This window comes from Arthrobacter sp. B0316-1-20, assembly GCF_059091865.1.
Genome location: NZ_JBNHHC010000008.1, coordinates 177,127 through 197,991 on the forward strand (window position 1 = coordinate 177,127; position 20,865 = coordinate 197,991).

Consider the following 20,865-nt stretch of genomic DNA (forward strand, 5'->3'; position numbering starts at 1 on the left):
CGGCGCACCGTGCGGGCCCTTAACCGTCGGCCAGTTCAAAGTGCAGGCGCCGTTCCCCGATGTCCGCCATGGTCAAGCGAACGCGCACCGTGGCCCCTGCCGCCAGGATTCCCGAGCACCGTGCGGTGACCGGCGGGTCGCTGAGCTGGACCACGCCGTACGGCTCCTGGCCGCCGTTGCCTTTGCCCCTGCCGGCCACCAGGACCTTCCCGTTGCCGTTCCCGTTCCCGCTCCCGTTGCGGCCGCCAGCGCCGTTTCCGTTTCCGTTGCCCGGGTACCGGGTGCCGGTGATGACGACGGCGTCGAACTCTTCCCCGACGCGGTGGCTCAGCAGCGCCGTTTCAACGGCGTCCAGGGCAGCGCGGTCCACGCGCCCCGCCAGCTGGTCGGAAGCCGCCATCAGCTTGGGCAATTCCTCCAGCGCGTCCTGGGCCCACTGCGGGACGGGTTCGCCGGCGCACAGGGCATGGCAGATCACCAGCACGAAACGGTCCACCAGCCGCCGCAGGGGAGCCGTGGCGTGCGCATAGGGTGCGGCAATGGCGGCCTGCTGCCGTTCGGGCGGGAGCTCGCCGACGAACGGCGTGTAGCCGGCACCGCGGAAGAGGGCGGTGGCCCCGTGCATCAGGGCCAGTTGCTTGGGATCGGTGGTGTCCAGGCTGCGCAGATAGTCGCCGTAGGCCATCTCGTGCGGCCACGGGAACCCCAACGCCTCGGTCTGCCGGCGGTACTGGGCCTCGGCGTCAGCGTCCGGTCCCGGCATGGTGCGCAGTATCCCGATCCGGCCTGCCAGCATGATCTCGGCCGCGGCCATCCCGGTCATCAGCGATATCTGGGCGTTCCAATCCTCCACCGGCAACGGCGGCCTGGTGACAATGAAGTAGTGCCGGCCGTCATGGGCGATCTCCTGGTCGGGGACATTCAGGCTCGCCCCGCCGCGCTCGCGTTCGAGCTCCACCCGCTTGCTGCCCACTTCCTTCAGCAGCAGCAGGGTGGGCGCCGCATCGCCCGAATCGATGTCCTGCTGCACCTGCTCGTAGTTCAGCTTGGCCCGGCTCCGCACCCTGGCGCGTTCCAGGGTGGCCGCGGTGACGCGCGCGGCGGCGTCGAGCTCGAATCGCCACACATAGGCCGACCGCAGCTGGTCCGCCAGCAGCGACCCGGCCTGTTCGCCGATGACGTCGGGATGCAGCGGGATCCGTCCGTCCGGGGCGTAGATGGTCTGGCCCCGCCGCCGGGTTTCGGCATCCAGTTCACCGCCGGCCTCCACAAAGGAGGGGACGTCGGCGATCGCGTACCAGACCGTGTATCCGCCGTCGATGGACTCGATGTACAGGGCCTGGTCCAAGTCGGTGGACGCGGGCGGATCGATGGTCACGAATTCCAGTGCGGTCAGATCGGTCTCCGGCAGCCGATGGGCGGCCACGGCGGCCCGGGCCTCCGCGAGTGCGCCCGCGTCGAACTCCTGCGGCAGGTCGAACTCTGTCCGCAGGTCCTTCAGCACCCGTGCCAGCAGATGCTGGGACTCGTTGACCTTCGGGTCCAAATGCGGGTACGGCACACGGTTAGCCTAACGGCAGCCGCGTCGAAATGGGACGCTACCCTTGGATTCATGAGCACCGTGAGCACCGTTCCCGCAGCGCCCGGCGAGGATTCCGGCCGCCGCCGGCAATTCCTGATCGATCTGTACGGCGTGATGGCCTACGGCGAACTGTCCGCCTTCGAGCGGTTTTCCTCCGACGCACGCTTTTCGCCCACCTTGCATGACCGGGCCGCCGTCGGCCGGCTCGCGGTGACCGAGTTTGAACATTTCGAGGCCGTGGCCGCGCAGCTGGAGCAACTCGGCGTGGACGTGGAAACGGCCATGGCCCCGTTCCAGCCCTCCATCGATGCCTTCCACGACCGGACGCGCCCGGCCGACTGGTACGAGTCCCTGATGAAGGCCTACGTCACCGACGGCGTGCTGGGGGACTTCTACCTGCACATCGCCGGAGCCCTCGACAGCGAGACGCAGAAGCTGGTCGCCCGGATCAAGGAAAACACCGAGCAGATCTCCATGATCGCGGCCCGGCTGCAGCAGGTGCTGGCCGACGATCCACGGCTGGCCTCGCGGCTGGCGCTGTGGGGGCGCAGGCTGGTGGGGGAGGCCTTGACCCAGGCACAGCGGATCGGGATTGAGCGCGCCGTGCTCAGCGAGCTGATGCGGGGGCAGGATCCCGACCGGCAGGCACAGGCCACCGGAGAGTTGTTTGCCCGGCTGACCCAAAACCATTCGCGCCGAATGAATGACCTGGGCCTGACGGCGTGAGCGCAGGCCTTCAACGGGGTTGGCTTCACCGGTAGGCTGGCGGCACAGGCGGCCGCAAGCCGCGGCAGCCGGGCCGCGCGGCAGACCGCCGCGCAACCGGGAGGGCATCGTGGGACGTGCGAAAGACGTACTCGACAGTGAGGAAATAGACCGGCAGCTGCGCGGGTTGCCGCAGTGGCGCTACGCGGACGGAGCGCTGGTCAGCGCGTTCAAGCTGGACAATGGGCGCGAGGCCCTGAACTTCATTGCCGCCGTGGGCGACCTGGCCGAGGAGCAGCGGCACCACCCGGACCTGGACTGGCGGTACAACAAGGTCTTGTTGCGCTTCACGTCGCATGACGCCGATTCGGCAGTCACTACCCGTGACGTGTCCGCGGCGGCAGCGGTGAGCGTGCTGGCGCGGAAGCTTGGCGCGGACGCGGACCCGGACGGCTATCCCGGCTAGCTTTCCTGCCCGGCCGGCTTCGTTCAGCCCAGCAGGGCGGTCAGCCGTTCGGTATCCCGCTGCACGCGGCGGCGTCCGATCCACCAGGCACCGGCGCACGCGGCCGGAACGGAAACGGCCATCGGCAGCAGCCAGGACAGGAAGTGCACGCCCGGTTCGGAGCCGAGGCCGGCGGCCATGAGGACGAACCAGAGCAGCACCGCCGCCGCCACCGCGATCCCGGGCAGCAGCAGCACCCCGTAGGCGTGGCGCCGCCGGTCCACCGCCCAAGCAGTGAAGCCGACGGCGGCGGCGACGAGCACCAGCAGGACCAGTGCGACCATGGGTGGTTAGAGAGCGCCGAATCCGACGGGGCGCGGCCCCTCGGCGCCGATCTCGACGTAGGCCAGGACATTGGACGGGATGATGACCAGGCGTCCCTTGGCGTCGGTCAGGCGCAGCTCGGCGCCGCCGTTCATGGCGCGGCTCGCGATCTCGGCCACCTCGTCCGGCGACTGCGACGAATCGAGCACGATTTCACGGCCGACGTTCTGCATGCCGATCTTCACTTCCACGCTGATGCCTCCTGGTAATGCTGTAAGCCGGGTGGGTTCCCTACTGGCGAATCTATCCTAGGGTTCCTTCGGGAACCGTGAAATTCCGCGCCAAGCTAAACGGTAGATCAGTTCGCTCGCGGCGTCCTGGTCCAGTTCCCCGCCTGAGCGCAGCCAGTGCCGGGCACTGATCTGCGCCATGCCGGCCAGGGCCCGGCCCAGCAGTGTGGCCTCGACCGACGAGAGCTTGGTGTCCTCGGCGATGACTCCGGCGATGGCGCTGGCCAGCCGCGCATTGAAGTCCTCCAAGCGGCCGCTCACGTCGGGGTCGTTGTTCAGGTCGGATTCGAAGACCAGCCGGTGCGCCTGGCTGTCCTGGGCGATGAACTGGTAGTAGGCCCGGATGGTGGCGTGCACGCGGAGTTTGTTGTCCGTTGTCGAGTTCAGTGCAGCCATCAGCATCGCGTTCAGCGATTCCAGGTGGTGGTCCAGCAGGGCCAGATAGAGCTCCCGCTTGCCGGGGAAGTGCTGGTAGAGCACCGGCTTGCTCACGTTCGCTGCGTCGGCGATCTCGTCCATCGCCGCCGCATGGTAGCCATTGACCACGAAGACCTCGTGTGCCGCCTGCAGCAGCTGGCGCCGCCGTTCCTCCCGCGGCAGTCGGGTGGGCTTGGCGGCTGAGCGGGGTTCTGTCGTCACGGTAGTACACGGCCTCTTCCGGCGCTGCGGTCAGGAAAACTTACAGCGCCACGGTGCAGTAAGTGTCAGTCCCGACCAGTCTACGCACCAGCAACCGGCTGGGGCGTAGATTGGAAGAATGAGCACCTTGGAGACCCGGCGGCTGCCGCCGCTCGTGGAACCGGCAGCGTCCCTCAGCAAGGCCGAGACCGAGCGGTATTCGCGGCACCTGATCATCCCCGAAGTCGGCATGGCCGGCCAGCTGAGGCTGAAGAACGCCAGGGTGCTGGTGATCGGCGCCGGCGGCCTCGGATCGCCGGCCATGCTGTACCTGGCCGCTGCGGGCGTGGGCCGCATAGGGATCGTGGATGACGACGAGGTGGAAGCGAGCAACCTGCAGCGCCAGATCATCCATGGCGTGGCGGACCTGGGGCGCAGCAAGGCGGCCTCGGCACGGGACAGCATCCTGGCGCTGAACCCCGGAGTGGATGTGGTGCTGCACGAGGTCCGGTTGGACACCGGCAACGTCCTGGAAATTTTCGCCGGCTACGACGTCATCCTGGACGGCACCGACAACTTCGCCACCCGGTATCTGGTCAATGACGCCGCCGCGCTGCTGGGCAAACCCTACGTGTGGGGATCCATCCTGCGGTTTGACGGGCAGGTCAGTGTCTTCTGGGACGCCCACGGACCGAACTACCGCGATCTCTATCCGGAGGCGCCGCCGCCCGGTTCGGTGCCCTCCTGCGCCGAGGGCGGCGTGCTCGGCGTCCTGTGCGCACAGATCGGCTCCGTGATGGTCAACGAGGCGATCAAGCTGATCACCGGCATCGGGCAGACGCTGTTGGGCCGCGTCCTGGTCTTCAATGCCCTCCAGATGAGCTGGCGGGAGCTGAAGGTGCGCAAGGATCCCGACGCCGAGCCGATCACCGGGCTGGCCGACTACGAGGCGTTCTGCGGGGTCGCGCCGCCGCGCCGGGTCGACGCCGACCACGCGGTGGACGCCCGCACCCTGTCCCGGATGCTGGCCGACCGCGATGCCGGCAGGGGCGACTTCGAGCTGATCGACGTCCGCGAACCGGGCGAATACGAAGTGGTGAACATTCCCGGCGCCGTCCTGGTTCCGAAGGGACGCATCCTGTCCGGCGAGGCCCTGGAGGACCTGCCCCGGGACACGGACTTGGTTTTCCACTGCAAATCGGGCGCGCGCTCGGCCGAAGTCCTGCAGAGCCTGCTGGCGCGGGGCTACACCCGGGTATCCCACCTCGACGGCGGAATCCTGGCGTGGGTCAGGGACGTGGAGCCCTCAAAGCCGGTGTACTAAGGGTCACCCTGGCGCCGGCCGCGGCCGGCTGCAGGCGCCGCGGCCGCCTCAGGCAGTGGCGGCCTCGTCGCCGTGCGCGACCGGGCAGGACGCCGCATCCGCGGCCCGGGGCAGGGCGGGGTCTTCGACCGTGATGCCGTACAGCGCTTCCAGGGCGGCAATGTAACGCTCCTGCTCGCCGTTGGCGGCCAGTTCCCGCGCCCGCACGGTGGGCAGGTGCAGCAACTGCTTGACCATGCGGCGCATGGCGAACTCGACTTCCTGGGCCGGGCCGGTGCAGCCGTGCTGCGAGCGCACTTTCTCGAGCTCGTTCTCCAGTACCTGCATGGTGTGCTTGCGAAGCGCCACGATGGCGGAGTCCACGCTGCGCGCCTGCCGGCTGGCCTCGAAGCTGCGCGCCGCGTTGGCGACGATCTCGGCCGCCTGCTGCACGGATTCGGCCTGCTCCTCGGGCGCTGCCATCCGCACGGACTCCAGCGTGATCAGCTCCACGCCCTCGAGCGCACCCACGGCGGGATCAAAGTCGTGGCTCAGCGCGAGGTCGATGATCGTCAGCGGCTTGTCGACGCCGGTGCGCACCCCGGCCACGCGCTCGGCACTGACCTGGTTGTCGCTGCCGCTGCAGCCGATGACGACGTCGGCGGAAGCCATCGCGCTGTCCAGCGCCGCGTGGGTCAGCGGGACGCCGCCGCGGGTTTCGGTGAACGCCGCGGCGCGGCCGGAAGCCGAGTAGACGCTGATGTGGGTGCAGCCGCGTTCGCGCAGCAGTGCCATGGTGGCCCCGGCGTAGGCGCCGGTCCCGAAGAGTACAACCTGCTTGCCCGACCAGTCCTTCTCGACGGCCAGATCCGTGGCGAGGTCGAGCGCGACCGACACGATCGAAAGCCCGCGGCCGCCGAGTGCCGTCTGCGTCCCGACGTCCTTGGCCGTCCGGGAAGCGGTCTGGAAGAGCCGGACCAGCCCCCCGCTCGCGGTGCCCTTTTCCTGCGCCTCGATCAGGGCCCGACGCACCTGGCCGGCCACCTCGCGTTCGCCGACCACGGCCGAATCCAGGCCGGCCCCGACCGCGAACAGGTGCCGCGCAACATCCTCGCCGGTGTTCACGTCGAAGGAGCGGGCGACCAGCGCGTCGTCCAGCCCCGAGCAGCGGCTGATCTGTTCAATGAGCGCGGCGCGGGCGGCCTCCAGGTCGGACTCGCTCTCGGTCTCGCAGTAAACTTCCACCCGGTTGCAGGTAGCCAGGACCACGGCGCCGGTGACCGGGGACCCGTCTGCGAGCACGTCGGTATCGATCCGGGAGGTGCCGGCACTCAGGCGGGCCACCGTTTCCAGATCGACCTTGGAATGGGTTGCAACAAGTGAAAGTAAGACCACAGCGCCTCTATCTTAGCGGGAAGCCAGCGTCGGCTCCTCCAAGCTTGGCCCATTAACCCGGCGTTAACCTGGTTTCGGGCGCCGCCGGCGCCGGTGATATTGGCCACTCGGGCCGGTGGCCGCCGCCATCCCGCGCTCCCGGCGCCGCCCGCGGTTGGCCAGAAGCAGGGCCGCTGGACCAGAATCTATGTCATGACACTCAATGCTTCCCATCCCCTGGTGGATGGGCGTACCGCCGACTCGGACCTGATCACCGCCTACCGCGGAGGGAAGCCGGGCCGCCGTCCTGTCTGGTTCATGCGGCAGGCCGGGCGCTCATTGCCCGAATACAAGGAAGCGCGGCAGGGCATCGCGATGCTGGATGCCTGCCTGAAACCGGAACTGGCGGCGGAAATCACCCTGCAGCCGGTGCGCCGCCACGATGTGGACGCAGGCATCTTCTTCTCCGACATCGTTATCCCGTTGAAGCTGGCCGGGGTGGATGTTGACATCGTCCCCGGTGTCGGCCCGGTCCTGGGCGCACCCGTCCGCACCGCCGCCGACGTCGCCGCCCTGCCGGTACTCACCGACGAATCGCTGGAGCCCATCCGCGAGGCGGTCCGGCTGACGGTGGCCGAGCTCGGCGCCAAGCCGCTGATCGGCTTCGCCGGCGCCCCGTTCACGCTTGCCGCGTACATGGTGGAGGGCCGGCCGTCCCGCGACCACTTGGGGCCGCGCACCATGATGCATGCCGACCCGGAGACCTGGGATGCCTTGGCCGGCTGGGCCGCCGACGCTTCGGGCAAGTTCCTGGGGGCGCAGCTGGAAGCGGGCGCCAGTGCGGGACAGCTGTTCGATTCCTGGGCGGGTTCGCTGTCCCTGGCTGACTACCGCCGGCGCGTGGCACCGGCGTCGTCGCGCGCCCTGGACCACGTCCGCCACCTGGGCGCGCCGCTGGTCCACTTTGGCACCGGAACGTCCGAACTGCTCGTGGCCATGCGCGACGTCGGGGCGGACGTGATCGGCGTCGACTACCGGCTGCCGCTGGACGAGGCGAACCGCCGGCTGGGCGGACGCACGCCGCTGCAGGGCAACATCGATCCGGCGCTGTTGTCGGCGCCGTGGGAGGTGCTGGAGGCACATGTGCGCGAGGTGCTGGCCGCCGGCAGCGGCGCCCCGGGCCACGTGGTCAACCTGGGCCACGGCGTGCCGCCGGAGACGGACCCGGAGGTCCTGACCCGGGTGGTCAAGCTGATTCATTCCGTGGCCCCGTAGCCATGCAGCACCCGCATCCGCAGCCCGCCCGCCGTCCCGAACGGCAGGGCGGGCGCAAGCCCAAGCCGGGCACCGCCGTCGTCGTCGGCGGCGGGATCGGCGGCCTGGTCGCTGCGCGCGAGCTGGCGCTGGCCGGCGTCGAGGTGACGGTCCTGGAGCGCGGCCCCCGGTTCGGCGGCTGCGTGGTCCGGCACGAGGTGGGCGGGCTGATGCTCGACGCCGGCGCCGAATCTTTCGCGACGCGCTCCAGCGTGGTCCCGGACCTGATCGGCGAACTGGGCCTGGGCAACGACATTGTCCAGCCGAACCCGGCCGGCGCCTGGATCCAGCTGCCGGACGGTGCGCAACGGCTCCCGAAGACGGGCGTGCTCGGCATCCCGGCAGATCCTTCCGACCCGGACGTGGTGCGCGCCATCGGCCGCCGGGCGGCGTTGCGCGCCTCGGGCGACAAGGTCATGCCGCTGGGTTCGCTGCTGCGCCGCGAGCAGCTCAGCCTGGGCCAGCTGGTGCGCGCCCGGATGGGTGATGCCGTGCTGCAGAAACTGGTCGCGCCGGTGGCAGGCGGGGTGTACTCGGCGGATCCGGATGTGCTGGACGTGGACTCGGTGATGCCGGGCCTGCGCGCCTCGGTGGCCGCCCACGGGTCCCTGGCCGCCGCGGTGGGCGCCATCCGGAAGGCCGCCCCGGCCGGTTCCAACGTGGCCGGCATCGCCGGCGGCATGGGGCGGCTGACCGAGGCCCTGCTGGCCGACCTGAAAGCCCGTCACGTGGCCCTGCACACCGGGGCGGAAGCCACCGCCGTCACCCGGCACGACGGCGGGTGGCAGGTCGAGTCGGCGGCCGGGACGTTCCGCGCGGACGCCGTGATGCTGGCGGCCGATGGCGCTGCCGCCGTCCGGCTGCTCTCCGGCGCCGTCCCCGGGCTGGCCGGACTGGAACCCGAAACCGGACCCGCCGTCTCGCTGGTGACCCTGGTGGTGGACCTGCCCGACCTCGACGCGATGCCGCGGGGCACCGGCATGCTGGTGGCGCCGTCGGTCCGCAACGTCAAGGCCAAGGCGCTCACCCACGCCACCGCCAAATGGCCGTGGCTGGCGGACGAAGCCGGCCCGGGAAGCCACGTGCTGCGGCTGTCCTACGGGCGCGCGGTGGGGCAGCGGGGCGCCGAGGACTTCACCGGCTGGGCCGACGAGACGCTCTACCGCCAGGCGCTGGCCGATGCCAGCTTCCTGCTGGGGGTGGCCGTGGGCGACGACGACGTGGTGGGCTCGAAGGTGGTGCGCTGGACCAACGCGCTTCCGTCCGCCACCGTGGGGCACCGTGAGCGGGTGGCAGCGGTGCGCCGCGAACTGGTTGCGCATCCCGGGCTGGGCAGCACCGGGGCGTGGCTCGCGGGCACCGGGCTGGTGGCCGTGGTGGGGGACGCGCGGCGCCGTGCACGGGATCTCGCCGCACGGCTGCAGCCGGCGGCCTCTTGATCTTCTACAATATGTAGAAGTGGTTTTCGATTAATTACGATGCAGAAGGCAGACTGGTAAGCATGAGCGAATCGGCAAGGTCAGAGTCAGCAATCCCCGCCGCCGGCGGCACCGACGAGGAACTGTTCTACACCCTCTGGACGGTCTTCAAGCGCACCGGCGCACAGGTGGATCCGTCCGCCGCCGCGGCGTTCGATGAGACGGTTGCCGAACTCGCCGGCCGCAACGTCACCTTCCGGGGAGCGTACGACGTGTCCGCCATGCGCGAGGACGCCGACGTGATGATCTGGCTGCACGGACCGCAGCCGGACGAACTCCAGGCGGCGGTCCGCGACATCCGCCGGACCGGGCTGTTCGCCCCGACCGAAATGGTCTGGTCCGCGATGGGCGTCCACCGCGACGCCGAATTCAGCAAGAACCACGCCCCGGCCTTCTCCCTGGGCAAGGCCCCGGAGGCCTGGCTCTGCGTCTACCCCTTCGTGCGCTCCTACGAGTGGTACCTGCTCCCGGCCGAGGAACGCGGCAAGATGCTGCGCGACCACGGACTGCTCGGCCGCGACTTCCCGCAGGTGCTGTCCAACACGGTCGCCTCGTTCGCGCTGGGGGACTGGGAATGGATCCTGGCCTTGGAAGCCCCCGAACTGATCGACCTGGTGGACCTGATGCGCCACCTGCGCTACACCGACGCGCGCAACCACGTGCGCGAAGAGATCCCGTTCTACACCGGCAAGCGCATCAGCACCGCCGAAATCGCCGAGGTGCTGCGGTGAACCAGTCCGCCGAACCGTCCTTTGACCCGCGTGCCGGCGTCGCCGCCGACGGGACCATGCAGCCGAAGAAGTACGACGCCCTGCTGCTGGCCTCCTTCGGCGGCCCCGAGGGCCAGGACGATGTCATCCCCTTCCTCCGCAACGTCACCAGCGGCCGCGGGATCCCCGATGAACGGCTGGAAGAAGTCGCCACGCACTACCGCGCCAACGGCGGCGTCAGCCCCATCAACGCGCAGAACCGGGCACTGAAGGCGGCGCTCGAGGCCGAGCTGGCCCGCCGCGGGATCGAGCTGCCGGTGCTCTGGGGAAACCGCAACTGGGATCCGTACATCACCGACGTTTTCAAGGAAGCGTACGACGCCGGCCACCGCCGCGTGTTGGCCGTGACCACCAGCGCCTACGCCGGCTACTCAAGCTGCCGCCAGTACCGCGAGGACTTCGGCATGGCCCTGGTCGAGACCGGGCTCGCCGGCAAGCTGGAAGTGGACAAGGTGCGCCAGTACTTCGACCACCCGGGCTTCGTGGAACCGTTCGCCGAAGGCCTGGCCGAGGGCCTGGACCGGGTACGGGCCGACCTCGCCGCGCAGGACGCCGCGGACGCGCCGGTCCACGTGATGTTCGCGACCCACTCGATTCCCCTCGGGGACGCCGAAAACGCCGGGCCCCGCGGGGTGGACTACGAGGGCGGCAGCGCCTACGTGGCGCAGCACCTGGCCACCGCCCGGGCCGTCCTGGACCGCGTGCCGGGAGCAGCCGGCGTCGACTGGTCGCTCGTCTACCAGTCCCGCTCCGGCGCGCCGCATGTGCCGTGGCTGGAGCCGGACATCAACGACGCGCTCGAAGAGCTGCCCGCGCAGGGGGTGAAGGGCGTGGTCATCGTGCCGCTGGGCTTTGTCAGCGACCACATGGAGGTGATGTGGGACCTGGACACGGAGGCGCTGGAGACCTGCCGCGGCCTCGGGCTGGCCGCCGCCCGCGTGCCCACCCCGGGCGTGCACCGGAAGTTCGTCGAGGGCCTCGTGGACCTGGTCTGTGAGCGCACGGTGGAACAACACCGCGCGGACCGCCCGGCGCTGACCGGCCTGGGACCCTGGATGGACGTGTGCATGCCCGGCTGCTGCGCCAACCGCCGCGGCGAGAAACCGACGGTGGCCGGCATGGATTCGACCGTGGGGGTGCCGCAGCAATGACCGTCACAGTCCGCATCGGCACCCGCGGCAGCGCCCTGGCGGTCACCCAGACCACCACCGTGGCCGAGGCGCTGGCCGCCGGCGGGGCCCTGGAGTATGAACTGGTCCGGATCAAGACCGAGGGCGACGTGCTGCGGGGGCCGCTGGCCCAGATCGGCGGAACCGGAGTCTTCACCGCCGCGCTGCGCGAGGCCCTGCTGGATGACCGCTGCGACGTGGCCGTGCATTCGCTGAAGGACCTGCCCACCGGCGTGGCCGACGGGCTGCAGATCGCCGCCATTCCCGCCCGCGTCGACGTCCGCGACGCCCTCTGCGCCCGGGACGGGCTGACCTTGGCCGGGCTGCCGGCCGGCGCCAAGGTCGGCACCGGTTCCCCGCGCCGGGCAGCCCAGCTGCGTGCCGCCCGCCCCGACCTGGACGTGGTGGATATCCGAGGCAACGTGGACACCCGCTTGGGACGGGTCAAGGGGCTCACGGGCGAAGAAAGGCACGAGGGAAAGCACGCAGATCTCGACGCCGTGGTGCTCGCCGCGGCCGGGCTGGCACGGCTGGGGCGCACCGAGCACGTCACGGAGCTGCTGGATCCATCGGTCATGCTGCCGGCCCCCGGCCAGGGCGCGCTGGCCGTTGAATGCCGGGTTGCCGACGCAGCTTCCGGGACGGCGCTGGCCGGCGCGCTGGCCGACTACGACGACGCGGACACCCGCCTGGCGGTGACGGCCGAACGGTCGCTGCTGGCGCGGCTGGAAGCCGGCTGCAGCGCCCCGGTCGGGGCGTTGGCATCGGTCGACGCCGGCTCCCTGGTGCTGCGGGCCGTGGTCTGCAGCCCCGACGGCAGCCGGCTGCTGCACGGCGAGCGGACGGTGCAGGCAGCGGGTTCCGAGGATGCCGTGGCCCTGGGCGCACGACTGGCTGAAGAGCTGCTCGGGCAGGGTGCCGGCGACCTGATGAGCCTGGCCGGGCGCTGACGATGGCGTTGCTGTGGCAGCGCGGCGCGCCGGACAACCAGCTGCAGGGCCTGCGGGTGGTGCTGCCGCGCAGCCCTGACCGGGCGGCCGGCATGGCCGCCGAACTGGTCCGCCGCGGCGCGTCCCCCAGCGTCCTGCCGCTGATCGACTTCGAACGGACGGACAAGCCGGACGAACTGGACCAGGCCCTGACCCTGCTGGCGCAGAACAAGGCCGTCTGGCTGGTCATCACCAGCATCACGACGGTGAGGGCGCTGAAGGCGTGCGCACTGGAGCGTGGCACCAGCCTCGCCGCGCTGGCAGGGGACACGAAGATTGCGGCCGTCGGAAGCCCGAGCGCCAGGGCGCTGGAGGCCGAGGGCCTCACCGTCGACCTGGTGCCACCCGGCAGCATGGACGCCGTCGGCCTGGTCGATGCCTGGCCGCTGCCGCCGGAAACCGCCGGCGGCCCGGCCGAGCGGATGCTGGTCCTGCTGCCGCAGGCCGACATCGCCGCGCCCACGGTGTTCGAAGGCCTGATGGCGAAGGGCTGGCAGGTGCTGCCCGTGACCGCCTACCGCACGGTGGACTACCCCGCCCGTCCCGAGCTCCGCCTGACCGCGGAATTGGAGATCGCCGCCCGCGAGCCCGCCGACGACCTGGAACTCATCACGGCCGCGGATTTCCGCAGCCGCGCCGGCAACGGCGCCATCGACGCCGTCGTCCTGACCTCGCCCAGCGTCACCAGGCGGCTGGCGGGACTCCTTGACCCGTGGCCGGCCGGACTGCGGCTGATCGCGATCGGCACCAGTTCCGCTCGGCAGGCCGCCGAACTGGGCTTGGAGATCGCCGCCACCGCTGCCGAACCGACGCCGCCCGGCATCGCCGACGCCCTGGCGCGGTCGCTTGAAAACCATCCCACCGAACCAGAAGGAACGCCATGAGCTTCCCCTCCCACCGGCCGCGCCGGCTGCGGGCCACCGAGGCGATCCGCCGGATGACGGCGGAGGTCCGGACCCACCCGAACCAGCTGATCCTGCCCGCCTTCATCCGCGAAGGCCTCAGCGAACCGGTGCCGCTGCAGTCCATGCCGGGCGTGGTCCAGCACACCGCCGACACGCTCAAGCGCGCGGCCGCCGAGGCCGTGGAGCTGGGCCTCGGCGGCATCATGCTCTTCGGAGTTCCCCAGGTGCGCGACGCCACGGGCAGCGCCGGAGTGGATCCCGACGGCGTGCTGAACCGCGCCATCGCCGACGTGAAAGCGGAGGGCGGGAACGACCTGGTGGTGATGGGCGACGTCTGCCTGGACGAGTTCACCGACCACGGCCACTGCGGCGTGCTGGCCCCCGACGGCACCGTCGACAACGACGCCACGCTGTCGATCTACGCGGAAATGGCCGTCGCCCAGGCGGCTGCCGGCGCGGACGTGCTCGGTCCCTCCGGCATGATGGACGGACAGGTGGCGGTGATCCGGCAGGCACTCGACGAGGCTGGCTACCAGGACGTCTCCATCCTGGCGTACGCCGCAAAGTATGCCTCGGCCTTCTACGGGCCGTTCCGCGAGGCGGTCGACTCACAGCTGACCGGGGACCGGCGGACCTACCAGATGGACGCCGCCAACCGGCGCGAAGCCATCCGGGAAGTGGAACTGGACCTGGCAGAAGGCGCGGACATGGTCATGGTCAAACCCGCGATGAGCTACCTGGACATCCTCTCCGACGTGGCGGAGATGTCTCCGGTGCCGGTGGCTGCGTACCAGATCTCCGGCGAGTACGCGATGATCGAGGCAGCCGCCGCCAATGGCTGGATCGACCGGAAGGCGGCCATCCTGGAATCTGTCCTGGGCATCCGCCGCGCCGGCGCCGACATGGTGCTGACCTACTGGGCCCCGGAAATCGCCCGCTGGCTGAAGTAACAGTTCACCGTCGGCCGCCGGTTGCCGCGCAGCACGACCCGTCCGCAGCGGATTCCGCTGTCCCGAAAGGACCCAAGACCATGATTGAAGCCATCCGCTCCGAGGAACTCTTCGAACGCGCCCGCCAGCTGATGCCCGGCGGGGTGAACTCACCGGTCCGGGCCTTCGGCTCCGTCGGCGGGACGCCGCGCATGATGGTCGGTGCCAAGGGGGCCTACCTCACCGACGCCGACGGGCGCGAGTACGTAGACCTCGTGTGCTCCTGGGGCCCGGCCCTGCTGGGCCACGCCCATCCGGCCGTCCTCGAGGCCGTGCACACGGCCGTGGACCGGGGACTGTCCTTCGGCGCCTCCACGCCCGCCGAATCGGAACTGGCGGCCCTGGTCGTCGGCAGGGTCTCCGCCGTCGAGCGCCTCCGCATGGTCTCCACCGGCACCGAGGCCACGATGACCGCCGTGCGCCTGGCCCGCGGCTACACCGGCCGCAACCTGGTCGTGAAGTTCGCCGGCTGCTACCACGGGCACCTGGACGGGCTGCTGGCCGCCGCGGGCTCGGGCGTGGCCACCCTGGCCCTGCCGGGTTCGGCGGGCGTCACCGAGGCGACGGCCGCGGAGACCCTGGTGCTGCCGTACAACGACATCGCCGCCGTCGAGGAAGTGTTCGCCGCCCGCGGCAGCCAGATCGCCGCCGTCATCACCGAAGCGGCCCCCGCGAACATGGGCGTGGTCACCCCCGCCGACGGCTTCAACGCGGCCCTGTCCCGCATCACCCGGGAGCACGGGGCGCTGCTGATCCTGGACGAGGTGCTGACCGGCTTCCGCACCGGCTACGCCGGCTACTGGGGCCTGACCGGGGGAGCCGACGGGGCAGCCGATCCGTTCGTGCCCGACCTGTTGACCTTCGGCAAGGTCATCGGCGGCGGCATGCCGGTGGCGGCCCTGGGCGGCCGCGCCGACGTGATGGATTACCTGGCGCCGTCCGGTCCCGTCTACCAGGCCGGCACGCTCTCCGGCAACCCGATTGCCATGGCGGCGGGCGTCGCGACCCTGACCGCCGCGACGCCCGCTGTCTACGCGGCGATCGACGCCCGCTCGCTCGAACTGCAGGCCGCGCTGACCGCTGCCCTGTCCAAGGCCGGCGTGGACCACAGCATCCAGACCGCGGGGAACCTGTTCAGCGTGGCCTTCGGCACCTCGGCCAACGGCGTCCACAACTACGCCGACGCCCAGGGCCAGGAAGCTTTCCGCTACGCCCCCTTCTTCCATGCCATGCTCGACGCCGGCGTCTACCTGCCGCCGTCGGTGTTCGAAGCGTGGTTCCTTTCGGCGGCGCACGACGACGCCGCGATGGAGAAAATCTTCGCCGCATTGCCGGCGGCCGCGCGGGCTGCCGCGGCGGCCACGCCGCCGGCCTGACCGCAACTCCGGTGCCGGGGGCGGGGGTTGCCGTCCGGCTGCCGCCCGGTCCCGGGGACAGCGGCATGGCAGACTGATGCTGACGGCGGTACACGGAACCGCCGCGCGAACCCAGGAGCGTGCAGATGGGCCTGTTCTCCAGGCGCAGGCAAACACCGGAAGACTACGACGCCGAGACGCTCCGCCCGGGGGCCGCGGACGACGCCGCGACGCTCCGCCCGGGGGCCGCGGACGACGCCGCGACGCCCTTGGCGGACGCCGGGCCGCCGCCGGTGCGGTCCGGGACCGAGCCCGCCCCCGCGCCGGTGCAGTCACGGCTGGATCCGGCCCCGGCGCCCATGCCGCCCCGCGCGATCTGGTCCGACGGACTCGGACGAACGGCCACCCGTTCCGCACAGCTGCTGCTCACGCTGCTGCTGGCCGGCGTGGTGATCTACGGGCTGTTGCAGCTGCGGCTCCTCGTCATTCCCGTCCTGATCGCCCTGATCCTGGCGGCGGCCGTGGGCCCGGTGGTGCGGCTGCTGCGCGGCTGGGGCTGGTCCGCGGCGCTGGCCACGGCGACGGCGTTCCTCGGGATCCTCGTGGTGCTCGGCGGCGTGATCACCGGGATCGTCTTCGCGGTCCGCAGCGAAGCGGACGAGCTGGTCAGCTCCGCCCGCGAGGGCTGGATGCAGCTGCAGGAGTTCCTGGCCACCTTCCCGCTGCCGGTCAGCCAGCAGCAGATCGACGAGGCGCTGGCCGGGGTGGTCGACTTCCTGACCAGCGCCACGGTGGGACGCAGCGCGCTGAGCGGATTGTCGACGGCGGCCGAAGTCGTCACCGGGGCCGTCCTGATGGCCGTGATCCTCTTCTTCTTCCTCAAGGACGGGCCGCGCATCTGGCGTTTCCTGCTCAGCTGGTTCCCGGCGGCCAAGCGGCCGCAGCTTGAGCTGGCCGGGTCGCGCGCCATGGACGTGCTGGGCAGCTACGTGCGGGGCACCGCCACCGTCGCGGCCGTCGACGCCTTCTTCATCGGACTCGCCCTGTTCATCCTGCAGGTACCGCTGGCGCTGCCGCTCTCGGTGCTGATTTTCATCGGCGGCTTCATCCCGATCGTCGGAGCCACCATCGCCGGCGTGCTGGCGACCCTGGTGGCGCTGGTGGCCAACGGGCCGGTGGCCGCGCTGGTAGTGGTCGCCGTCGTGATCATCGTGCAGCAGCTGGAGGGTAACTTCCTGCAGCCGGTGGTGATGGGCCGCTCGGTGAGCCTGCACTCGCTGGTGATCCTGTTGGCCCTGACCGCGGGAACCATCTTGGGCGGCATCATCGGCGCCGTCCTGGCCGTTCCGGTCACCGCCGTGGGCTGGGTGGTGATCCAGGTGATGTCGGGAAGGACCTCCGCCGAGGAACCCGCGCCGATTCGGCGAGGCCGCTGACCAGGCACGCCGCCGGCCAGATGTCGGCCTGACACAGAAGGTCCCCGGAAGCCGAAGCTTCCGGGGACCTTTCTGGCGTCAGCCGTTGCCGCTCACGCCAGCGGTTCGGGACTGACTAGAAAGCGGGGAAGACGTCGCCGTTGGGCCACGTTTCCTCGATGAACTTCTTCACGTCCGGCGAGTGGAGCAGCTCTTCGAGCTTCGCCACGGCAGGATTTTCGTCACCGGCATTCCAGACCAGGAAGTTGGCATACGGGTTGTTCTCCGAGGACTCGACGACCACTGCATCGTCGGTGTTCAGCCCCGCATCCAGGATGAAGTTGCCATTGATGATGGCCAGGTCGATCTTCGGATCCTCGATCAACTGGACCAGGATTTCCGGCTGGTTCTCCTCGAATTTCAGGCCCTTGGGGTTCTGCTCCGCGGTCAGCGTCAGCGCCGCCGAATCGTCCTCGATCCCGGTCAGCAGCCCGGCCGTTTCGAGCATCTTGAGTGCGCGCGGCTGGTTCCCCGGGTCGTTGGTGATCGCAATGGTTGCGCCCTCGCCAAGGTCGTCGACGCTCTGGTGCTTCGACGAGAACCCGGCGTACGGCTCGATGTGGATGCCTTCGCCATGTTCGAAGTCGTAGCCCTTGTCAGCCACCTGCTGCTCAAAGAAGGCCAGATGTTGGAAGTAGTTGGCATCCAGCGAGCCGTCGCTCAGGGCGATGTTCGGGGTCTGGTAATCGGTGAATTCCTTGATCTCCAGATCGATCCCGGCTTCCTGGGCCAGGTTCTCATCCACGAATTCCAGGATCCGGCCCTGCGGCACGGGAGTGGCACCGACCGTGACGGTGACGGGATTGGCCGGATCCAGCGTGGTCTCGGCGCTGGGGGTGGATTCGGAGCCACCGCAAGCCGTCAGCGCCAAGGCCGCAGCCAGGCCGGTACCAATGAGCGTTAGTGCTTTACGCATCTGCGTGCGTTCCTTTCGAATGACCGGGCCGCCCGAAGTCGGCTCGTCCCGGATGTGGTGCAGCTAGCGGCTACTGGCTGCATTCTTCCGCTGCCGGTGAGGCGGGCGGGAAGCGTGGGGGCGGGACGGCGGTGTCCCGGCACGGTCGCGGACGTTGCGCTCAGACGGCGGTTACCGGCTCATGCCGCCGGCGCTTCGAGCCTGCGGTGGAAGCGCTGCGGTGGTCCACCCGCCGGGCCACGGCGTCGCCGATCCATTGGATCAGCTGGACAAGGACCACCATGATCACGATGGTGACCACCATGACGGTGGTGTCGAACCGCTGGAAGCCGTAGTTGTAGGCGAGCTGGCCGAGACCGCCGCCGCCGGTGAGGCCCGCCATGGCGGAGTATCCCACGAGCGTGACCAACGTCGTCGTCAAGGCGGCGACCAGCCCGGGCAAAGCCTCGGGAACGAGGACCTTGGCCACGACCTGCAGGCGGGTGGAACCCATGACGAGGGCCGCGTCGATTTTGCCGGAGCTCACATCCCGCAGCGCGGTTTCCACCAGGCGGGCGAAGAACGGCACCGTGCCGATGGTCAGCGAGACGCAGGCGGCCAGGGCACCGATCGAGGTACCGGTGATGACCCGGGCCAGCGGGATCAGCGAAATCATCAGGATGGCGAACGGAATGGACCGGGTGATGTTCACGATGATGTCCGACACGATCCGGTTCGTCACGGGCATGGGCCGCAGCCCGGCGGGCGCACTGGTGTAGAGGAAGATGCCCAGAGGCAGGCCGATCAGCAGGGTGAAAGCCCCCGAGACCCCGACCATCAGCAACGTTTCGCCGATCGCTTCCGGCAGGGCATTGGTGATGCCCGGGTTGGTCGTCAGTTCGTCGATGAAGTTCATGCCGCTTCCTCCTGCAGAACGCGGACGGCAACGCCCTGGCCGACCAGGTGCTCGGTGAGGGCAGCCGTGTCCGCCCCGGCCGGCAGTTCGATGCGCAGGTGGCCGAACTGGGTGCCGGCCAGCGACTCCACGCTGCCGGCCAGGACGTTCAGGTCCAGGCCGAAGGCCCGGGCAGCCCCGGTCAGCACCGGCTCCGACGCGCGTTCGCCGGAATAGAGGATTTCCAGCATCGTGCCCCCGCCGGTCGCCTCGGCCGAAGGCAGCGGCAGCAGCGTGCTCGAGAGGCGGCCGCCCAGGTCGGCGGCGACCTCGCGCAACGGGCCGTGTTCGACGATCCGGCCGGCCTCCAGCAGCGACACCGAATCACAGATGCGCTTGATGACCTGCATCTCGTGCGTGATCACCAGCACGGTCAGTTGGAGCCGCTCGGTCAGGTCACGGATCAGGGTCAAGATTTCGTCGGTGGTCTTCGGGTCCAGGGCCGACGTGGGCTCGTCGCAGAGCAGCACGTCCGGGTCCGAAGCCAAGGCGCGGGCGATGCCGACCCGCTGCCGCTGGCCGCCGGAGAGCTGGGACGGGTAGGCGTCCTCAAACCCCTCCAGGCCGACGAGCCTGATCAGCTCCGAAACCTTGGCGCGGATGGACGCCTTGGGCGTCTTGACGATCTCCAGGGGATGCGCCACATTCTGGGCGGTGGTGCGGGAGTCCATCAGGTTGGCGTGCTGGAAGATCATCCCGATGCGGCGCCGGGCCGACCTCAGGTCGGCGTCGCGGGCGGCACTGAGCTCGGCCCCGTTGATCGATACCGATCCGGACGTCGGGCTGTCCAGGAGGGTCAGGCAACGCACCAACGTGGATTTGCCGGCACCGGAATGGCCGACGATGCCGTGGACGGTGCCCTTGGGGACGGACAGGCTGACGCCGTCCAGGGCCACCACTTCGCGGCCGCCTTGGCGGTAGACCTTGCGCAGGTCGGTAACGGTGATCATGGAACCTCGGGGAATCGATGTCTGAAGCGTCGACAGCCGCCATAGCATGTGCCGCCATCAAGGATTAATTATGACAGCCGCGACAACACGCCAGAATTCGACGGGACGTTGCGTCATACGGCGACCCGAAGTTGACAGCGCCGCGCTGAGCCAGGGGCGGGCGGGTACGCGCGTGCCGGCGGGGGCAGGGTCAGACAGCGGCGGGCATCAGGCGCACCGGCCAGACCCCGTCCACGACGGCTTCCGGATCCTTGCGCCGAAGCCAGGCCTCGAAATTTGCCGCCTGCTGTGCGCACCAGTCGATCTGCAGGGCATGCAGCTCGGCCGCGCCGATGCACAATGCTGCGTAGCGGCGGGCGAGGGCATCCGCGACGCCGATGGTGGCCAGGGCGTCCGCCGCCGACGTGTGCGCCGCGTCGAGACGGACGCCGTAAAGTTCGCACAGCGCCCCCAAGGTGCGCTTCCCCCGCCGGTAGCGGTCCACCTGCTTGTCCAGGACATACGGATCGATCACCGGAGACGCCGCCGGGGCCGGCAGGCCGTACCGCGAGCATTCGCGTGCCAGCACGGTGAAATCGTAGGCGGCGTTGAAGGCCATGACCGGGATACCCGCGTCGAAGTAGCCGGTCAGTGCCTCCGCGATACCGGCGGTGGCAATTGCCGCGGGCAGGCCCTCGCTGCGGGCCCGTTCGGTGCTGATCCCGTGGATTGCGGCGGCTTCCGCAGGGATCTCCACTCCGGGGTCCACCAACCACTCCCGCTCCTGCAGCGGCTGTCCCGCTGCGTCGACCAGGACGATGGACGCCGTCACGATCCGCGCGGTGTGGGGATCACGGCCCGTGGTCTCGAGATCGAAGGCGGCGCGGGGACCGGTATGCCAGCTGTTCATGTCCGCAACGCTATCCGGCGGATCGGACAATCCCGGGGAGGCGCCGCGGGGTGTGTGGACGCGGCTCCCGCCGCCCGCCGGTGCAGGCCTC

21 protein-coding genes are annotated in these 20,865 nt (G+C 70.0%); 12 read left to right on the forward strand and 9 right to left on the reverse strand.

Annotated features, from left to right (window positions below; translation table 11 throughout):
• Positions 1-19: 19 nt before the first annotated feature.
• Positions 20-1,561 carry an RNB domain-containing ribonuclease gene (locus tag AC5RW2_RS15580; RefSeq protein ID WP_494074166.1) on the reverse strand — a complete coding sequence of 514 codons (1,542 nt, stop codon included), beginning with the start codon at positions 1,559-1,561 and terminating at the stop codon, positions 20-22.
• Positions 1,562-1,612: 51 nt separating this feature from the next.
• Here AC5RW2_RS15580 and AC5RW2_RS15585 point away from each other — a divergent pair, with 51 nt between their 5' ends.
• Together AC5RW2_RS15585 and AC5RW2_RS15590 are read left to right on the forward strand one after the other, a co-directional pair.
• Complete coding sequence (locus tag AC5RW2_RS15585) at positions 1,613-2,308, forward strand: ferritin-like fold-containing protein (protein ID WP_494012558.1); 696 nt, start codon at positions 1,613-1,615, stop codon at positions 2,306-2,308.
• 109 nt (positions 2,309-2,417) lie between these two features.
• Entirely contained in the window at positions 2,418-2,753 is a 336-nt protein-coding gene (locus AC5RW2_RS15590; RefSeq protein ID WP_494000276.1) for a 4a-hydroxytetrahydrobiopterin dehydratase, read from the forward strand.
• 23 nt (positions 2,754-2,776) lie between these two features.
• Here AC5RW2_RS15590 and AC5RW2_RS15595 read toward each other — a convergent pair whose 3' ends face one another.
• From AC5RW2_RS15595 to AC5RW2_RS15605, 3 genes are read right to left on the reverse strand one after another with little or no spacing between them, the layout of a single operon-like run.
• Positions 2,777-3,076, reverse strand: coding sequence for a hypothetical protein (locus tag AC5RW2_RS15595; RefSeq protein ID WP_494074167.1), 300 nt, complete (start codon positions 3,074-3,076; stop codon positions 2,777-2,779).
• 6 nt (positions 3,077-3,082) lie between these two features.
• Complete coding sequence (locus AC5RW2_RS15600) at positions 3,083-3,307, reverse strand: DUF3107 domain-containing protein (protein ID WP_136784705.1); 225 nt, start codon at positions 3,305-3,307, stop codon at positions 3,083-3,085.
• 57 nt (positions 3,308-3,364) lie between these two features.
• Entirely contained in the window at positions 3,365-3,985 is a 621-nt protein-coding gene (locus AC5RW2_RS15605) for a TetR/AcrR family transcriptional regulator (RefSeq protein ID WP_494074168.1), read from the reverse strand.
• A 118-nt stretch (positions 3,986-4,103) separates the two neighbouring features.
• Here AC5RW2_RS15605 and moeB point away from each other — a divergent pair, with 118 nt between their 5' ends.
• Complete coding sequence (gene moeB, locus AC5RW2_RS15610; protein ID WP_494074169.1) at positions 4,104-5,288, forward strand: molybdopterin-synthase adenylyltransferase MoeB; 1,185 nt, start codon at positions 4,104-4,106, stop codon at positions 5,286-5,288.
• 48 nt (positions 5,289-5,336) lie between these two features.
• Here the strand turns inward: moeB and AC5RW2_RS15615 are convergent, their stop codons facing one another.
• Entirely contained in the window at positions 5,337-6,662 is a 1,326-nt protein-coding gene (locus AC5RW2_RS15615; protein ID WP_494000272.1) for a glutamyl-tRNA reductase, read from the reverse strand.
• Positions 6,663-6,854: 192 nt separating this feature from the next.
• Here AC5RW2_RS15615 and hemE point away from each other — a divergent pair, with 192 nt between their 5' ends.
• The 9 genes from hemE (at position 6,855) to AC5RW2_RS15660 (ending at position 17,046) form a co-directional block, all read left to right on the forward strand.
• The gene (hemE, locus tag AC5RW2_RS15620; protein WP_494074170.1) at positions 6,855-7,916 is read left to right on the forward strand and encodes a uroporphyrinogen decarboxylase; all 1,062 of its coding nucleotides are present in this window, start codon (positions 6,855-6,857) and stop codon (positions 7,914-7,916) included.
• Positions 7,917-7,918: 2 nt separating this feature from the next.
• A complete protein-coding gene (hemG, locus tag AC5RW2_RS15625) occupies positions 7,919-9,394 on the forward strand; it encodes a protoporphyrinogen oxidase (protein ID WP_494074171.1) in 1,476 nt (491 codons plus the stop codon).
• 62 nt (positions 9,395-9,456) lie between these two features.
• Positions 9,457-10,164, forward strand: coding sequence for a hydrogen peroxide-dependent heme synthase (gene hemQ / locus AC5RW2_RS15630; RefSeq protein ID WP_494074172.1), 708 nt, complete (start codon positions 9,457-9,459; stop codon positions 10,162-10,164).
• Positions 10,165-10,220: 56 nt separating this feature from the next.
• On the forward strand, positions 10,221-11,354 hold the full coding sequence (locus tag AC5RW2_RS15635) for a ferrochelatase (protein WP_494074202.1): 1,134 nt from the start codon (positions 10,221-10,223) through the stop codon (positions 11,352-11,354).
• Complete coding sequence (gene hemC / locus AC5RW2_RS15640; protein WP_494000268.1) at positions 11,351-12,322, forward strand: hydroxymethylbilane synthase; 972 nt, start codon at positions 11,351-11,353, stop codon at positions 12,320-12,322. The genes AC5RW2_RS15635 and hemC overlap by 4 nt, the downstream gene beginning before the upstream one ends.
• Positions 12,323-12,324: 2 nt before the next feature.
• Positions 12,325-13,245: a uroporphyrinogen-III synthase gene (locus tag AC5RW2_RS15645; protein WP_494074173.1), complete on the forward strand. Its 921-nt coding sequence runs from the start codon at positions 12,325-12,327 to the stop codon at positions 13,243-13,245.
• Positions 13,242-14,216 carry a porphobilinogen synthase gene (gene hemB, locus AC5RW2_RS15650; protein ID WP_494074174.1) on the forward strand — a complete coding sequence of 325 codons (975 nt, stop codon included), beginning with the start codon at positions 13,242-13,244 and terminating at the stop codon, positions 14,214-14,216. Before AC5RW2_RS15645 ends, hemB begins: the two co-directional genes overlap by 4 nt.
• Positions 14,217-14,296: 80 nt before the next feature.
• Positions 14,297-15,631, forward strand: a complete 1,335-nt coding sequence (gene hemL, locus AC5RW2_RS15655) for a glutamate-1-semialdehyde 2,1-aminomutase (RefSeq protein ID WP_494074175.1) — start codon at positions 14,297-14,299, stop codon at positions 15,629-15,631.
• Positions 15,632-15,756: 125 nt separating this feature from the next.
• On the forward strand, positions 15,757-17,046 hold the full coding sequence (locus AC5RW2_RS15660) for an AI-2E family transporter (protein ID WP_494074176.1): 1,290 nt from the start codon (positions 15,757-15,759) through the stop codon (positions 17,044-17,046).
• A 115-nt stretch (positions 17,047-17,161) separates the two neighbouring features.
• Here AC5RW2_RS15660 and AC5RW2_RS15665 read toward each other — a convergent pair whose 3' ends face one another.
• The 4 genes from AC5RW2_RS15665 to AC5RW2_RS15680 all read right to left on the reverse strand — a co-directional run bounded on the left by AC5RW2_RS15665 (position 17,162) and on the right by AC5RW2_RS15680 (position 20,774).
• Positions 17,162-18,001 (reverse strand): MetQ/NlpA family ABC transporter substrate-binding protein, encoded by an 840-nt coding sequence (locus AC5RW2_RS15665; protein WP_494074177.1) that lies wholly within the window; start codon positions 17,999-18,001, stop codon positions 17,162-17,164.
• Positions 18,002-18,161: 160 nt separating this feature from the next.
• Complete coding sequence (locus tag AC5RW2_RS15670) at positions 18,162-18,896, reverse strand: methionine ABC transporter permease (RefSeq protein ID WP_494012550.1); 735 nt, start codon at positions 18,894-18,896, stop codon at positions 18,162-18,164.
• Positions 18,893-19,885, reverse strand: a complete 993-nt coding sequence (locus AC5RW2_RS15675; RefSeq protein WP_494000261.1) for a methionine ABC transporter ATP-binding protein — start codon at positions 19,883-19,885, stop codon at positions 18,893-18,895. Before AC5RW2_RS15675 ends, AC5RW2_RS15670 begins: the two co-directional genes overlap by 4 nt.
• Positions 19,886-20,075: 190 nt before the next feature.
• Complete coding sequence (locus tag AC5RW2_RS15680) at positions 20,076-20,774, reverse strand: 3'-5' exonuclease (protein ID WP_494000260.1); 699 nt, start codon at positions 20,772-20,774, stop codon at positions 20,076-20,078.
• Positions 20,775-20,865 lie beyond the last annotated feature (91 nt).

Bases quoted from the DNA above. Each gene is read 5' to 3' on its own strand.
- AC5RW2_RS15585 (WP_494012558.1), top strand. From the start codon at position 1,613: ATGAGCACCGTGAGCACCGTTCCCGCAGCGCCCGGCGAGGATTCCGGC.
- AC5RW2_RS15595 (WP_494074167.1), bottom strand. From the start codon at position 3,076: ATGGTCGCACTGGTCCTGCTGGTGCTCGTCGCCGCCGCCGTCGGCTTC.
- moeB (WP_494074169.1), top strand. From the start codon at position 4,104: ATGAGCACCTTGGAGACCCGGCGGCTGCCGCCGCTCGTGGAACCGGCA.
- hemE (WP_494074170.1), top strand. From the start codon at position 6,855: ATGACACTCAATGCTTCCCATCCCCTGGTGGATGGGCGTACCGCCGAC.
- hemG (WP_494074171.1), top strand. From the start codon at position 7,919: ATGCAGCACCCGCATCCGCAGCCCGCCCGCCGTCCCGAACGGCAGGGC.
- hemQ (WP_494074172.1), top strand. From the start codon at position 9,457: ATGAGCGAATCGGCAAGGTCAGAGTCAGCAATCCCCGCCGCCGGCGGC.
- AC5RW2_RS15635 (WP_494074202.1), top strand. From the start codon at position 10,221: ATGCAGCCGAAGAAGTACGACGCCCTGCTGCTGGCCTCCTTCGGCGGC.
- hemC (WP_494000268.1), top strand. From the start codon at position 11,351: ATGACCGTCACAGTCCGCATCGGCACCCGCGGCAGCGCCCTGGCGGTC.
- AC5RW2_RS15645 (WP_494074173.1), top strand. From the start codon at position 12,325: ATGGCGTTGCTGTGGCAGCGCGGCGCGCCGGACAACCAGCTGCAGGGC.
- hemB (WP_494074174.1), top strand. From the start codon at position 13,242: ATGAGCTTCCCCTCCCACCGGCCGCGCCGGCTGCGGGCCACCGAGGCG.
- hemL (WP_494074175.1), top strand. From the start codon at position 14,297: ATGATTGAAGCCATCCGCTCCGAGGAACTCTTCGAACGCGCCCGCCAG.
- AC5RW2_RS15660 (WP_494074176.1), top strand. From the start codon at position 15,757: ATGGGCCTGTTCTCCAGGCGCAGGCAAACACCGGAAGACTACGACGCC.
- AC5RW2_RS15665 (WP_494074177.1), bottom strand. From the start codon at position 18,001: ATGCGTAAAGCACTAACGCTCATTGGTACCGGCCTGGCTGCGGCCTTG.
- AC5RW2_RS15670 (WP_494012550.1), bottom strand. From the start codon at position 18,896: ATGAACTTCATCGACGAACTGACGACCAACCCGGGCATCACCAATGCC.
- AC5RW2_RS15675 (WP_494000261.1), bottom strand. From the start codon at position 19,885: ATGATCACCGTTACCGACCTGCGCAAGGTCTACCGCCAAGGCGGCCGC.
- AC5RW2_RS15680 (WP_494000260.1), bottom strand. From the start codon at position 20,774: ATGAACAGCTGGCATACCGGTCCCCGCGCCGCCTTCGATCTCGAGACC.